Origin of the sequence: Paenibacillus sp. V4I9, from assembly GCF_030817295.1 — a bacterium.
Classification (GTDB): Bacteria; Bacillota; Bacilli; order Paenibacillales; family NBRC-103111; genus Paenibacillus_E.
This window is the reverse complement of the sequence record NZ_JAUSZE010000001.1, coordinates 1830103-1846006: the sequence shown is the minus strand read 5'-3', so window position 1 is coordinate 1846006 and position 15904 is coordinate 1830103. Positions and strand designations below refer to the sequence as shown.

Genomic DNA, 15904 nt, shown 5'->3' with positions numbered 1-15904 from the left:
TGCTTAACGTCTTAACTATTCGTAATGGTACCACCGTTAACATGAATCATTTGTCCCGTTACATATCTGGAGTCGTCGCTTGCTAGATAAACATAAGCAGGGGCCAACTCCGCTGGTTGGCTGGCCCGTTTCATCGGGGTTTCGTAACCGAATGTCATGATCTCTTCAACTGTATACCCTGCTGATACGTTCAGTGGAGTCCAAACTGGTCCCGGGGCGACACCGTTCACGCGAATGTCCCGATCAACCAGATTCAAAGCAAGCGAACGGATAAATGTTACAATGGCGCCTTTCGTAGCTGCATAGTCAATCGAATCGCTCTTCCCCAGATAGGCGACCCTGGATGTCGTGTTAATAATCGAGCTTCCCGGCTTTAAATAAGGCAGGACGGCTTGTGATAAGTAAAAGAAGGAAAAAATGTTCGTTTGAAACGTTCGTACCAACTGTTGAGGATTTATTTGTTCGAAGCTCTTTTGAATATGCATTTCCGCACAATTGTTTACGAGAATGTCGATTGACCCGTATGTGTTCAGCGTCTTATCCACTACAAACCTGCTAAAACTTTCATCGCCCAAATCGCCAGCGATCGCCAAACACTTACGCCCTAATTGTTCAATGCGTTGTTTCGTGTTTTCGGCATCCTGATGTTCATTTAGGTAAACGATGACGAGGTCTGCCCCCTCCTTGGCAAATGCAATGGAGACCGCTTTGCCGATACCGCTGTCCCCGCCGGATACGATGGCTGTTTTTCCCGCCAGCTTCCCGCTTCCTCGATAGTTGTGGTCTTCCGAAACCGGTAGCGGCACCATCATCCATTCCAATCCCGGTTGAAACGGCTGTTGCTGCGGCGGGAATTAGATTGGAATCATCTCGACTTTTTTAATGTATCCATATACTTGGCGCATTTGTTTCTACTCCTTGCATTCGGCATATATCAGTTTATGCTCGGCAAATCACTTAGGCTACACAAATGAAACGGCACCGTCCTGTATTGGACCGTGCCGTTCCTGAATATTTTGAAAAGTTGGAGGTGAACCAAGAAACTGCCATTTCTCACCGCCATCTGTAGAGTATTTTTTGCTTCCATATCGTTAGCTTGGCGAAATTTCACTTAACTCTGCAAAATCGTACGTCATTAATCCTCCATTTGAACGGAATCCGTGAGCAAGTAGTACGCCTCATTATCCGTCCCGTATACGATCACACGTCCTTCAGTGTCAAAGTCCATATCGTTCACTTCCGTGTGAAGTAGTGTTGTTAAACACCCCATTCTCAAGCTGATTACGTGATATTTCATTGCGCTCGCCTCCCCGATTTATCTAACCACGATTATACAGTAAAGGTATCGTTTGAAGAGACGGGAAATGATGGGACCTTACCTCTAATGGCCGCCGATTTTACTTTTTGTTCATTCCCCGATAAATCAAAGGCAACTCCACATGTCATCTAACGCTTAAATCGTTTCCTCGAGATCTTCCTCCGTATTGTCGAATTTTTTGACGATGTGAACACCCGCCATAGACTATAAAAAATCCCTCTTGCGCGGTTAGTTAAGCGTATTTTTACGCTATCCGCTCAAGAGGGATTATACAGACTACGTTCTTCTAAGACTATTGAATGGACAACAAGTATTGGGCATCCCGGAGCAAGTATTTAACGGCTTCCGCAGAAATATGCTTTCCGCTTTGCGCCTTCACTTCGTTCACAAAGGCAACCAGATTGTTCGCATCCAATTTGCTTTGCAAGCTGTTTCCGATACCCGCATTATCAATCCAATGAGTATTTGTAAAGCGTGCTACTAATCCCTTTAAGAAATCGACGCTTGTCGTCGTTTGGAACGATACGATTTGGCTGCCCACGTTCCCTGCCAGATCGCTTGACGTTACGATCAGCGTATGCGAACCGAGCGGCAACGTATACAGGGGAATGGTTATCCCTTGCTGTACCCCATTGCTATCCAGCGTTACCGTAGTTTTGCTGCTGTCAACCCCGGACAAGTCATCGCTCAGCGTAACGATCGGCGTCACATCCCCAGTATCGCTGAACGTACCGTACACCAATCCGGAAACGGTGATTGTCGGCGCTGTCTTATCGAACTTAACCTCTAGAGGCTTCGCCACTTCCACATTTCCCTTCAAGTCTGAGGAACGGTAAAGCAGCTGGTAATTGCCTTCCTGAACCAGTTCAACCGGATCTTTGTAGACGATCCAATTGTTCCCGCCATCCAGACTGTATTCCACCTGTTTTACGACATTCGAACCGCTGCCTTTGGCCGTCAAGGTCAACGTCGGTGCTGCGGTAAACCAACCGTCGTTTACGCTTTGTCCTTGCAGGTCCGCGACGGTAGCAGGCGGAGTAACGTTAAGCTCTAACGCATCGATGGCTTGTTGTAAAGCTGTAACCTCAGCATCAAGCACAGCATAGGAGGTAATCGTGCCAAGTGCCGCTTGAGCTTTGTCGATTGCCTGCTGCAAGGCGGTGAAGGAGCTTGCCGTGTAGGATCCATCCTCATTGGTTACGGCTTTTGCTGCTGTGATTACATTTTCCAACTCGCTTTTGTTCACTTCGCTGCTGGCTTTTACTTTAAAAACAATGGTCATTGGCTTGGCCTCAGCTTCACTGTCACTGGCTGCAAATGTAACTTGATACGTTCCAGCCCGTGGATTGCTCCAGGTAAACTTGCCGTCCTTCAGCTCATATCTGGCTCCGGCAGGCAGCGTCGTATTCGAGATCGTTACCGCAACCGGATCTTTGTCCAAATCGACGGTTTTGACCGGGAAGGAGACCGGAGCGCCCTCTGTTACAGGCAAAGGATAATTCGGGAGCGAGAAGTTGTCAAATTGCGCCGACCAATTATTTTTAACCGGGCTGACCCCAGATACCTTGAGTCCCATCATGGCGACACCGGCGTAAACCGCCGAATCGTTCGGGACACCATTGAAAGATATTGTACGAAGCGGAGTCGCGTCGCCTTTACCGTTGCCCCACGAGCCGTCAGCGTTCTGAACGTACCCTTTGATTTGATCGCCGGTGCGCACAATTCGCGCCCAATAAGGCGTTGTTTTTCCTTTAAAGTAAGCCGCGTCTCCTGATCCGTCAAAGATCCCTTTGCTGGAGCCAGCGCCTTTCACGCTGCGGAACGGAACTGCCACTTTATAAGTGCCCCAATCTGCATTAGCGGCGTCCGTCGTGAGGCCAGTCATCAAAAACCGTGGCGCGTCATCATAAACATCCTCCGTAACCGCCACTCCTGCATATCGGGCATTGTCCGCACTTAGAATCCGCGAGATCATTTCGCCGCCGTCATATAAAGGGACGTAGTAGAAGAATGGATGCTGTTCATGCACCAGCGAAGCGCCGGAAAGATCCATGTTTAAGGTAATCGTTCCGGTTGCGTTGTCCAGATTTCCTTGCGATGCGATCGTTCCGCTTGCGCTGCTTGCCGACACGGTATACTGGATTTGTTTGAAATCCACGATCGGCAGGAAGAACGGCGACTTGTTCTGATAGGCCACATAAATATAAAGCGATTTGGTGACGGCAAACAACCCATTGCTTGAAGTCAGGTCGATTCGATACGTATCGTTCGGAGTTCGACTCATCTGACTTTTGGCCGGCGTCCATGTCAATGTGCCGGTGCTGGCGTCAAATGATGCGCCGTCCGGAAGATTGCCGATCGAATAAAGCAGATTAAGGCCGGCGGGATCGACAACATTGAATCGGTAAGTTGCCCGGTCATTCGTTGTAAAGGTAATCGGTTGATCGGGAACGGTAATCATCGGCTTGCCTAAGACGCTAATTATGATCGATTGCGTATCCGCAGCGTTGTCGGTTTTCGCTTTGAAAGTAACCGTGTAGGACCCGCCGCTATCAGCTGACGGCGTCCAGTTGAATACGCCGTTCGCTAGGCTCATGCCAAGAGTTGCCGCGCTCCATGCCGTACCGTCCTTCACGACGCTGTCGATGCTGTAGCTGATATTAGGAGTTCCGGTCGATGCGGCTTCGGCCGATATGCTCGCTACATTTTCCAGGTTAGCTCGTAGCCCGAAGGAAAGCGCGCTGCCGCCGACGACGGATTTGTTGCCGATCGGCTCGAGAATCGGAACATTCGTCGCGTCGTTATACACCTTGACGTTGATGCCCAGGCTTCCCGTAAAGCTATTCGTGCCCGTTGCATCCTTCGTCGTAAATACAAGTGAATTGTTGCCGATATTGTCCGCCGTCGGCGTGAATACGATATTGCCCGTTGCAGCATCAAATGCCGCTCCCGCCGGCAATTGCGCCCCAATCGCTTGAATATTGCTGCCGCCGAAGGCGTCCGTCGCGGAAACATGGAAGCGTACAGTATCGCCGACTGAAACCGTAAGATCGGTTTTGCCCGTCAAGGTCGTGGGCGTACCCCCGTTTCTCGGCGAAATGGCGATGTCCGGTACCGCGAATATCGGTGACGTATACAAATAGTTGATGCTGTTGTAGACCGTTCTATTGCCTAACACGAGCCCTGCATAAATTTTGTTACGCGTTTGCGTGGCGCCGCTTGCATCTTTGTAAGTAAGATCCAAGGCCTTGGTCGATCCGATTTGCGTCCAGTTCATCGGATAGGCCGTTTCCTGCACTTTAGCCACGCCTAACAATTCATACGTACCCGCAGGCGCTAATGAATAATAAGCGGAATAATTGCCGCCATTCAATACGATTTTCAGCCAGACGTCTCCCGCAGCAATCTTCGCTGTCGTAGACAGATCAAAAGAGAGACCGGTATCCGACTTGTTTAAGCCGCTTTGTATCCAGGTGTCGCCGCTCGAAATCGCATTGATCGCGTACTTCGAGTAGTTATCCAGCGTGTTGCGGAGCATCAATCCGATTCGTGATCCGACTTTGAGCGAGCTGTTGTAGATGCTGGTCGGAACTTTGGCAATAAAGGTGTAGTTCATCTTCGGATCGATTTCCTGATAAGTGAAATGGTATTTATTATATTCATCCGTCGGACCAATCAAAATACCGTTGCCAAGCGACGATAACGTGACTTTGTTGCCGTTAACGGTCGTCGCGCCGTATTGGAACTCGTTCCAGCCAGCTTCTTTCCATGGAGTAGCAATCGGAATAGCGCCAGACGTGTCTGCCGGCGGAACGCCAACGCCGCCGCTGACCGCGACAGGATCGGAATATTCGCCGTTTACCCCGTTGCTATCGAAAGCAACCACTTTATAGTAAATGGTTTTGCCGGTTGAAAGGCCGCTATCCGAATATTTATTGCCGGTAATATGTTGACCGACAAGCCCCCATTTTGAATCCGCCCCTGGGTTAACGTCCGGGTCCGTCTTGCTGGCCGCCTCGTCGAACGTTCGGTAAACGTTGAAATTTACGGCTCCTCGAGGGAACAACCAGGAAAGGTTGACAGTGCCGTTGGCAGCTGTATATGTTGGATAAACCTTGCCCGGGCCAACGAGTGCGCCTGCAGCCGTCAGTTGAATATCACTGAATTGCGCGGCTTTTGCCGAGGCGACCCCAACGTAAAGCGAATCCGCCATCGGCACCCACGCTGTTTTCAGCTTTTCCCAAGTCGAACCGTCTGCCGAAATGGAAGGATATATATATTGTCCATAGCGCTCGACTTTCAGGTAATAGCTGCCGTCAGCACTTTTGGTCGAAGCGGCTCCGCGAATCGTCGGCGGCATGTAGCTGTCGTAAACGTTGTAGCCATCGGCCAGGAAATCGTATATCGGTATCACATTCGGATATTGTCTGAAAGTGATGTAATAATTCCCATCATGATCGACCGTGAAGATCAAGCCACGCGAATCGGTAACAAGCCCCCCATTCGATGCTTCCTTCACTATAATGCCCGTATTTCCAAGCGCATTATTGGAAGAAACTTTAGCCGAGAACGCAAAGTCGCCGGTTACCCCGTTCGAGCCTTGCACAAAATTCGTCCGATATGCGAGCGCGTAGTCCGGCAAAGCCTCCAGGACGCTTTTGCTTGAATCTTTTTTGTCGTAGGCGATTTGATCGACCATGTTGATGGTTTTGTTCGTGCCGTCTCCTGTCATCGTAATCGAACCGTCCGCGCCGGCCGAAACGCCGATTCCTGTATCGACGCCGTCCATATTGGCAGCCGACCAGGTTCCATTAATGGCTCCGGATGCAACCTGAACCTTGGTATAGACGGAATCGTATCCGGCTATGCCCGAGCTAGACACACCGCGTACTTTGTAATAGTACGTTTTCCCGTTCTCTACAGCTGTGTCCAAATAATGGTTCGTGTTCTTGTTAACCTCCGCGATTGTGGCATAGGTAGCGCCGCTATCGTCCGAACGAAGGACATCGTAATGTCCCGTTGTTCCGGCAGCGTGCAGCCAACTGAGCGCCGCCTTGCCGTTCGCAGCGGTTGCCGTAACGAATCTTGACGAGTCCGGCACATCGTTCACGACCTGCGAATTCAATCGCAGAACGACCGCAGTCCCCGGCCCAACCGCAACCTTGTTTCCGGGTTTTACGGGCAAAGATTGCCGGGATATCACATCGTAAACGGTGCCAGACATGTACGACGAAGGCAGGATCACATCGTAAACCTTCGCATCCCCAAACTTATCCGCCGTATGGTTCAAAGCGATCATGTAGCTCCCGTACTGCACGGAATAAAATTGTGCGAAGGCGGAATAACCGCTTCCAGTACGGTCCGGATTAATGTTATACTTCAGATCCTTTTCAAAGGCTTGCTGCGGAATCGGCTCAATAGCGCCGGCGACTGCCAGTCTAGCTCCGTCGATCGGAGGGGTGCTGTCATCGTAAGCGATGTCAAACTGAGCCCAGTCCGGCTTGGTGTTCCAATAGCCCGACGGCGCATATTGAACGTTCGGCGCCAAGGATAGCATGATATCGTTGTCCGGCGTCACGACATGCATTCTTGCAAGACCGTTCAGTCCGGGATTCGAACGCCGGGTAAAGCTGACGAACATAACGTTGTTGCCGTCCCGAGCGGCTACCAGACCATTTTCGACGTCAACAAAACCATGCTGCTGAATGCTGTTAATATAGTCTTGCGAATACGTCCCTTGCTGTTTACCGTCGCCTCTCTCACCGGGCAGCAGCCATTCGGCGTTGCTCATCGGCAGCAAGACGCCTTTCCAGTTTGCGGGATCGGATGCATATAAGTAATCCAGCAGAAGACTCTGGTCCCTGACGTTCGTGCTGCTCGCAGATGGATCATTAAGGAAGAAATGATCCAAGAACATCTGCTGCGCATAGCCTACGGCATTGGTGGCATATTGCTTGTATTTGCTCCATTCGCTACCTGCATAGCGGTCGGCATGCGCATTCATATACCTTTCAAATCCGACGTAAATGAGCTGCTTTTCTTCATCCAAGACACTTTGATAAGCAAGTCCGCCCGGATAGTCGGGCCCCCTGGACTCGATGACCCCTTCAACTCTCATTGCCCGGTTCTTATTATCGTCCAGGCCTTGATATCTCATGTTAGCGCGGGCACTGGAGATTTCCAAAGCCTTTTTCAGCAGCTTGTCATCGTAGGTTTCGCGCCATTCCTCTTGAACAAGATCCGTATGCTCGCCATAATGGGCGGCATACTGAGGTTCTCTGGACAGACCGGCTTCCGTAATATTCAAATAACGGTCGCCCCATTGCATGGCCTTCCGGCCGATATAATTCCGGTTGCTATCATATTGGGTTGCATCGTTGAACGCAGCCAAATTATTCACAACAAGATCTGGACCGGAATTGTTGTTGCTTGTTTCCACTAAGCCGTCTACGATATCATGGCCGAGCCATGGCGTAATGCCGGCGCCTTCATAAAGGAATCGCAGCGAGGAATTATAGTTCTCCGCCACTTTCGAGCCCAAGGAAATTAAGCCTAGATTCGATTTGAACATGCCGTACTTTTGAAATCCGTTCTGATTCGTTAAATAGTTACCCAAGGAACTGTGCGTTCTGGCATAGCTCAGGTTCATGAAGAAAAGCTCTTGCCAACCAACAAAACGCGTCGACTTTTTCGTATGGGTAAGTACGTTCAAATCCGAATTGACGCCTGTTTGTGCGAATTGAGCCGTAAAGAAGACGGGATCTGCATTGGTGAATGTGAAAGCTCCATTCTTTGCCGTTCCGCCTGCGTTTACGTTGCTGATTTTCACCGTTGTCCAATCCACTTCCGTATTGCCCTGAAGCCATTTTTGAAAGCTGGATGTCATTCCGTTCGCCCTGTCCGCATCGGTCAACCTATATTTCGGTACGTAGCCCGTTACGTCGTTAGCCAAATACGCGGGGCCGAACAGTCCTTGCCCGCCAGTGGTATCCTCGGACAAGAAAAGGTTATATACAGTCCAGAGCGCTTCGCCGCCGTATTTGAAAAACCCGCCCCATTCCGCCTGATGAGGCTTTCTGATTGAAGCCGGATCATTCAAATAGTAGGTGACATATTGGTCGATGCCTAGTCGAATGCGGTCAAGCATCTTGTCGCGGACCTCATTGGAGGTTTGCGGCGTGAAGCCGTAGCTAGAGTAAGCTCTGTATTCGTCTTTCAAATAATTGGAAAATGTTCGGATCTGCATCGTCTGCAAATCGTTGCCTGAAACATTGGAAAAAAACTTGGTATTATCATTCAAATAACCGTTTACAAAGCTTTGGGAGGAAGCAATAAAATTGTTGGCAAAAGCGACCGCTTCGGATGAACGGCTATCCAAGTCGCTCCCTGCTCGGGGCGCGATCGAGGCCGTATCCAAGGCACCCTTCTCCAGCATGCTATCGGGAAGACTGCTTGTTACGGTTGTATAACCCGCATAGAAAGCTTTCGATTTTTTCCCTGCGAACGTTTGATTGTAAAAAGAGTTGAAACTTCCCATGCCGTAAGTATAAAACTCCGCCGTCGTTCTGATGGTAAGCGTGAGCTCCGTTTTCTCTTTCGTTAGTTCTAGCGGAAGGTTGATCGTGGAGTAGCTAAACCGGTCGGGAATAATCGGATGCAGACCAAAGGCAGGGCTGTTCATCGTTTTGTACAGCGGCTGCCAGTCACCTTCATGCTGAATAGCCAGCCTTTCCCCGTTCACATACAGCATGGTGACGCCGTAGCCCAAATCGGACCCCCACGTCTTTAAGGTAAAATAGTTCTGCATATCGGGATCTACCTTCATGTTAAAGGTCAAATCACCGCCTAAATATGGATTATCCAGCGATGCCAAGGCTACCCTCGCCGATTCGCCTTTAGCGCCGGTTATCTCCGATGTATATGTACCGGTAAATCCATGAGCTTGTTCCGAAGTTCCATCACCGAAGGCAATTGTATCGACGATTGGACTTGACCCCGTCTGGGCAGTGCCGCCACTGTCCGCAAATGAAACCGCTGTCATATTGCTGAATGAAAGTATGAATGTTAGTACAAATGCCAGGCTGTTCTTCCATTTCAAACGCATAACCCCATTCCTCCTTGTTCAGTTGATAATTAATGAATACCCGAGAGGGAAAACTGTCGTAAGGAAATCCATTACGACAGTTCTTCTCGTGTTATTTCTTCGAAGCCAGGAATGCGTCGATTTGTTTTTGCATTTCAGTTTGAATTTTCTTCACGGCAGAAGCCGCTTCAGATTTATACTTATCCCAATAAGTTTGGGAATCGGCAACCCCGATATAGATTGGATCCATATATTTGTCGCGGATTGTATTCAGCTGAGCGACTTCATTAGAAACAGGTGCCGGATCAAACGTAAATCCGGCTAATTTGCTTGGCGTGAAGTTGTCGCCATTCGCCGTAAACTTGTTCAGCGCAATCGTATCTGCTCCAAGTCCTTGATCGTAACGGTCCTGAGTCGGGTTCCAGATCCACGCATAAGGAAACCAGGCATAATCGTTATTCAGCTTTTTATACTGATCTTCGCCCACAGGTTCCCAATTTTTTCCTTTAATTCCGTAAGCAAGCAGGTCGTAGTTGTCCTTTTGCTGTGTCCAGTTCAAGAATTGGATGGCGCGTTCTTTGTTTTTGCTGACATGCGTCAAAGCAAGGAAGTTCCAGGCCTGGAAGTCGGAGATGTTCGCGCCCTTTTCCTGTTTGAATAACGTTATCGCTTCTACATCTCCGTTCACGCTTTTCTTCACGGCAGCAGCATCGTCTGCGTTCACACCGAAATCATTTGCATTTAAAATAGCTGCTTTACCGGCTTTGAATTCCGCTTTGTAATCTTTGACGGACAGCACATCCTGATACATCAGCTTATCCTGATAGAGCTTTCTTGCATCTGTAATCCAGCTCCAGACGGTCGGATCCATTTGATCGAACATGTTGTATACCTTACCGTCATTGTTTTTCAAGAAGAGAACGCCGTTGGTTCCGATTTGCGTATCACTGATGTGGGTATCGTAATCAAATACTTTTCGAAAGTTCCCCCAGTCCATCGCTCCTTTGTTCGTGATAATAGGGGCAATATTCGGTTCTTTCTCCTTAATCACTTTTGCAAAAGCAATCATATCATCGTACGTCTTGATCGGAGCGACGCCATACTTCTCTCTCAAATCTTTACGGATGTAAAATACACGGCCTTGATAATAAGAATTGCTAAGAGGTATCGCCATAATTTTGCCGTTGTATTTGTTGGCGTTCCACATTTGATCGGATCTTGTTTTCAAGATGTCCGATCCGTATTGCTTGAGCAGATCATCCAATGGCTCGTAGTAATTTGCGGCAATCATTTGATTCAGGTGAACCCACGGTGCGTCGAAGACCAGATCCACATCCTCGCCTGATGCCAGCGTCACCTGTGTTTTCTGTCCGATATCGGAGAAAGGAATGAACACGACATTTAATTTCACGTTCAGCGTATCCGCCATCCGCTTCTCCGCTTCCGCAATCACTGCATCAAAGTCTTTCGGACGATCGCCTGGAATCATAATTTTAAGGGTTACCGGATCGTTTTTCTTCGCAGCCGGAGTTTGCTGGGCGCCTGTCGATTGAGGCGAACTTGTCGACGATTGAGCCGTTTTATCTCCAGTACTGCAGCCAGCCATAAGCGACATAACCGTAACCGCTGTAATTCCTATACTGTACCATTTTTTCATTTTTTTACTTCCTCCCTTTTTGGTCCTTCCACAACTATATGCTCATCCGGCATTCGAAACCGGGGGAACAACATTAACCTTTAATAGCTAACCTTTAATAGCTCCAACGGTCAGGCCGCTGACAAAATATTTTTGTACGAAAGGGTACACAAGTACGATTGGTCCAATCGTCAAACAGACAGTCGCCAATTGCACGATATTGGTAGGAGCTGACACATTGTAGGATGTACTGCTTCCTGATACGTAGGAAGAAACATTTAAGTTGGAGATCAGTTGGCGGATCATCATTTGCAGTGGGTGCAGTTTGTAATCATCGATGAAGAGTAATGACAACCACCAGTCATTCCAATACTGCAGAGCGTAAAACAGCGTAATCGTAGCAATCGCCGGCGCGGTGATGGGCAAGATAATTTTAAAAAAAATCCGAATTTCTCTTGCTCCATCAATCGTTGCAGATTCATTAATTTCATACGGTAATGTCCGATAGAATGAAACGAGAATAAATGCATAAAACGGATTTAACAAATAGGGTAATATGAGTGCCCAAACCGAATCCTTCAAATGCAGCCAATTCGCGATCAGCATATAGAATCCGACCAGACCGGCTCCAAAGACCATCGTAAAGTACGTAAGGAATGAAAGGATATTCCGATATTTGACTTTACGGTTCGCAAGCACATAAGCAAACATCGCAGTAACCATAACGGAAAGCGCGGTTCCTAGGACAGTGACCAAAATCGAGATTCGGTAGCTGCGGAAAATTTGGTCTCCTTCTAAAATGAATCGATACGCATCTAAGCTAAGAGTGCTTGGCCACAACTGATATCCATGTGCCAGAAAGCTGGACTCCGAGGCAAAGGAATCAATGAATACCAACCAGAATGGAACCAGACAAAACAAAGTAAATAGCAAGATAATTACGTTCATACTGAGTCCAAACGTTTTTTCGCTAAGTGATCGAGCTTTCAGTAAAGGCTTCAAACGGGTCTACCTCCTAAAACAAACTTGAATCTTTGTCAATTTTTCGAACCAACCCGTTAAATAGCAGAATACAAATCAGTCCCATGATAGATTGATAAAATACGACTGCGGCAGACATGCTAAAGTTACCCAGTTGGCGGAGGGCGCGGAACGTATATGTATCAATAACATCCGTCGTCGGGAAGAGTATACCGTTGTCTCCGATAATACCGTAAATCATGCCGAAGTCACCGTAAAAAATTCTCCCTACTCCAAGCAGTGCAAGCATGATAATAACAGGCCGAAGCAGCGGGATTGTGATATAGACGATTTGCTGAAGTCGTGAAGCTCCATCGATTTCAGCCGCTTCATAATAATCGGATGAGATCCCGGTAATGGAAGCCAGGAAAATGACCGAATAGTAACCTGCGAATTTCCATACATAGATGATCGTTAAGATGGCCGGCCAAACTTCAGACTTTTGGAACCATGGAATTTGCGTAAGTCCTATGGATTCCAAGAACTTGTTAAGCAAGCCGTTATCCGTATTCAAGATAGCAAACACCATTAAACTGACAACCAGCCATGAGATAAAATACGGCAGAAAAATAATGGATTGTGCCAGCTTCTTGAACAACTTGGTCCGAATCTCATTGAGCAGGATTGCGAGTCCAGCTGAGATAACCAGACTGAATAGGATGAACAATCCATTTAAAAAGAGTGTGTTGAATGTTACCAGAATCCAATCATGACCTTGAAAGAAGAATTTAAAATTATCAAATCCAACCCAAGGGCTTCCCCAAATTCCATTCGTCAGCTGATACTTCTTAAAAGCAAGCAGATGACCTGACATTGGGATATAAGCGAAGATAATAAGAAATAAAAGACCGGGTAAAGCCAACAAATAGAGATCGACATTTTTTCTGATTTCTCGAAAGAAACCCATGTTTCATATTCACCTCAAATCTTTCTGACTGTGTATTTGCTTTAGTTGATGCGCTCATCATAAATCGATTTACTAGGGCTGGTAAAGTCAAAGTACTGACGATTCGGTCCTTCAAACGGCTATATGCGTCCAAAAAGCCGTAATGAATACTCTTTGGCAGAATAAGTACTTCCATGAGACAACCACCTTTTCTATAATAGAAAATAGATAATAGAGGGGGTTCACTTATGAAAATTTTGAATCAAAAAAAAATACCTCTGCTGTTCCCTATGTTCAGCCTTCTATTTATGATTTTGTTTGCGTTTACACTCTTCATGTCCTACGAATACTCCAAACAAGCTACTGCTGACGTCAATACGTTTACCTTGGCTAAAATGCGGCATTCCTATCAAAATACCCTATTTACTTTTGACAATATCCGCTCTTTCGGAGTGAGCACCTATCAGGACCCTGCCATTAATTATTGGCTTATTACAGACCAACGCGACCCTCTTGGTGATGCAGATGCTTTCAAAGCCGCCAGTCGTTTTGCTTCTTTACAGCCCTTCATCCATTCAATTTATTTAATCAATACGAAAACACGCAAAGTTATTGACACGTCGAGAAGTCTACAAGATTTTAGCGAATTTCAAGATCAAGGTATTATTCGCAAAATTTTGGAGGAACATCCTTCGTACATCTCTTACTTCAACCATAATGTCGGCGCTGAGTCTTTCATGGCCATGATGATCCCGAGCACACAATCGACAACGATAAATGCTGGATACTTGGTCATCCTTCTGGACAAAGCAGAACTGCAAAAGTTTTTACTGCAAAACGAAGACACCATCGGTCTGCAAATCAACATCACTAACAATCAAAAGCAACTGATCCTAGGGGAAAGCTTTTCTGATAATGAACTAAACGACCGTTATTATGCTGTGCCAAAAATTCCTTTCGAGACAATTGAATATGCATGGGGGAAGGAAAAAAAGAAAATTTCGTCAGCCGAGCTGCCTAATGTGCAGTGGGTCATGCATTTCATCGTAGACGAAGCTTATTTGACCCAAAATATTAGGCAATTTAAACAAAAAATGACGCTTTGGTGTATGATTCTCATGATCGCCATGTTCCTGCTCTTTATTTGGAGTTCACGTCGGTCCTTGAGTCCGTTTCGCAAGATTTCCAAAGAGCTTCAAAGCAAGTTAGGTACGAATACGATGCAGGAAGCAAATGGAGTTGCCGATATTATTCGAAACGGATTTACGTATCTGATGGATTCGCTTCAAAACATGAATCACTCGCTAAAGGATTATCGCAATATTGCAAAAGAAGAGTTATTGCGACAATGGCTGTTACAGGGAACGATCCATGAGCAAAAAGACAACAGTGAAGTTTCCCTCCTGCTCTCCTCCGAATATTTGCACTTGGCGATCATACGTATCGAAACTTATAAATATTTCGTAGATACGTATAACTACAATTCACGCAAGCTGCTTAAATATGCCATGGGGAATATTGCTCGGGAAATATTTCATGAAGCTGGTTATATTTCTGACAGTGTCGATATGGGAAGCGATCACATCGTTCTGTTGATTGGCGCAGCCTCCCATACAGACGCCACTCCCGATGTCTACTCGTTGCTCGAAAACGTCGGAACGCAAATCGATAAATGGCTGCAGCTCCGCACCTCAATCGCCTCAAGCGCCAAGGTGCCAACTCAGGATAATTTGCGCCAGCTCTATAATGATGTGTACGAATTGACACTTCTCAAGTTTTTTAACGGCGAAACCAAGGTTTACAGCGATAAGGATTTAGAAGATAGCTTTCAAAGTGAACAAGTGTATCCCGATCAAAGCGTGTTGAACGAGCTCATTCAAGCCATTAAACAAAGTGATAAGAAGCGCTCAACTGAGCTTTTGGATCGACTGCTGGGTCAACTAAAGGGCGTTTCCTATACGGAATGCTTATTCCAATTACAGATGATCGTCTATCAAATCTATAAATCGTTCAACAAAGTAACAACGATGAAAGAATCGGTTTTAGAGGAATTCCGCTCCGACCGCTTCTCCTCCTTAGTCGATGCACGTTCGTGGATTGAAGAGGAAATTGTCCGTATTATGGAAAGCCTCAGCCAATATCAGGTTGGGGGGCGTAAGGGCGAGCTTGTTCAAGAAATTCTGGATTATGTGCATGACCATTTGCAGGATCCGATGCTTTCAGTGGATACAATTGCCGATCATCTTGGCTTCTCTTCCAGCTATTTAAGGCACCTCTTCAAAGAGTCAACACAGGTGACACTGACTGATTTTATTTTGATGCAGCGTATTGAACAAGTGAAATATTTGCTTACCGAGACTGACGAAACGATTACGATCATCGCGTCAAAAACAGGTTTCCAAACAAAAAGCCACTTCTTTAGCGCCTTCAAGAAAGCGACAGGTTTCACGCCAAGTCAATACAGAAACCATGCAGGTGATTTTGGGTAAAGTTAAGAAGAGCATTCTTCGCATAAATAAAAACAGTCGGACAGGATCTGTTCCTGTCCGACTGTTTTTTCCGTTGTATAGAACCTCACTATAGAACCTCAGGACCGTACCATAATCGTTTACTAATTGCATCAACTAAAATAAGCATAATAAAAGTTACTCCAAGGCAATACAAGAAATCCCACCACACGTTACTGTGCAGCAAACCGGTTATTTTTAAAATCATGTTAACACCAAATACAATAGCTACAGAAAGTATGTACTTCAGCCATGCATACTTCCACTTAAGCTTTAGCACCCAGACGATGAAAATGCTGGAAAGCATCCAAAATAATGCCGAAAAAGCGGTTGTATCATGAGATCGATTTTCGAACCAACCAACATTATAATATCTGCTGTTGAAAAACGAGATGGGGATAAAATGCATAGTACTAAGTGCCCAAGTGATGAAATACAGCGTCATAGAGTGTAA

General features: G+C 46.7%; 8 protein-coding genes. 1 reads left to right on the top strand and 7 read right to left on the bottom strand.

Going from position 1 to position 15904, the window contains the following annotated elements; translation table 11 throughout:
• Nucleotides 1-11: 11 nt before the first annotated feature.
• The 6 genes from QFZ81_RS08600 to QFZ81_RS08575 form a co-directional block, all read right to left on the bottom strand.
• Nucleotides 12-812: an SDR family oxidoreductase gene (locus QFZ81_RS08600; RefSeq protein WP_307602317.1), complete on the bottom strand. Its 801-nt coding sequence runs from the start codon at nt 810-812 to the stop codon at nt 12-14.
• A 323-nt stretch (nt 813-1135) separates the two neighbouring features.
• A complete protein-coding gene (locus tag QFZ81_RS08595) occupies nt 1136-1297 on the bottom strand; it encodes a hypothetical protein (protein WP_307602315.1) in 162 nt (53 codons plus the stop codon).
• 313 nt (nt 1298-1610) lie between these two features.
• Nucleotides 1611-9422, bottom strand: coding sequence for an OmpL47-type beta-barrel domain-containing protein (locus QFZ81_RS08590; RefSeq protein WP_307602313.1), 7812 nt, complete (start codon nt 9420-9422; stop codon nt 1611-1613).
• A gap of 91 nt (nt 9423-9513) precedes the next feature.
• Complete coding sequence (locus QFZ81_RS08585) at nt 9514-11058, bottom strand: extracellular solute-binding protein (protein ID WP_307602311.1); 1545 nt, start codon at nt 11056-11058, stop codon at nt 9514-9516.
• Nucleotides 11059-11145: 87 nt separating this feature from the next.
• A complete protein-coding gene (locus QFZ81_RS08580) occupies nt 11146-12039 on the bottom strand; it encodes a carbohydrate ABC transporter permease (protein WP_307602309.1) in 894 nt (297 codons plus the stop codon).
• Nucleotides 12040-12052: 13 nt separating this feature from the next.
• A complete protein-coding gene (locus QFZ81_RS08575; RefSeq protein WP_307445600.1) occupies nt 12053-12964 on the bottom strand; it encodes an ABC transporter permease in 912 nt (303 codons plus the stop codon).
• A gap of 227 nt (nt 12965-13191) precedes the next feature.
• Here QFZ81_RS08575 and QFZ81_RS08570 point away from each other — a divergent pair, with 227 nt between their 5' ends.
• Nucleotides 13192-15432, top strand: a complete 2241-nt coding sequence (locus tag QFZ81_RS08570) for a helix-turn-helix domain-containing protein (protein WP_307602307.1) — start codon at nt 13192-13194, stop codon at nt 15430-15432.
• Nucleotides 15433-15520: 88 nt separating this feature from the next.
• Here the strand turns inward: QFZ81_RS08570 and QFZ81_RS08565 are convergent, their stop codons facing one another.
• The gene (locus QFZ81_RS08565; RefSeq protein ID WP_307445611.1) at nt 15521-15895 is read right to left on the bottom strand and encodes a hypothetical protein; all 375 of its coding nucleotides are present in this window, start codon (nt 15893-15895) and stop codon (nt 15521-15523) included.
• Nucleotides 15896-15904 lie beyond the last annotated feature (9 nt).

Excerpts from the sequence above, each read along its gene's own strand:
- QFZ81_RS08565 (WP_307445611.1), bottom strand. The coding sequence starts at position 15,895 with ATGACGCTGTATTTCATCACTTGGGCACTTAGTACTATGCATTTTATC.
- QFZ81_RS08590 (WP_307602313.1), bottom strand. The coding sequence starts at position 9,422 with ATGCGTTTGAAATGGAAGAACAGCCTGGCATTTGTACTAACATTCATA.
- QFZ81_RS08575 (WP_307445600.1), bottom strand. The coding sequence starts at position 12,964 with ATGGGTTTCTTTCGAGAAATCAGAAAAAATGTCGATCTCTATTTGTTG.
- QFZ81_RS08585 (WP_307602311.1), bottom strand. The coding sequence starts at position 11,058 with ATGAAAAAATGGTACAGTATAGGAATTACAGCGGTTACGGTTATGTCG.
- QFZ81_RS08600 (WP_307602317.1), bottom strand. The coding sequence starts at position 812 with ATGATGGTGCCGCTACCGGTTTCGGAAGACCACAACTATCGAGGAAGC.
- QFZ81_RS08570 (WP_307602307.1), top strand. The coding sequence starts at position 13,192 with ATGAAAATTTTGAATCAAAAAAAAATACCTCTGCTGTTCCCTATGTTC.
- QFZ81_RS08595 (WP_307602315.1), bottom strand. The coding sequence starts at position 1,297 with ATGAAATATCACGTAATCAGCTTGAGAATGGGGTGTTTAACAACACTA.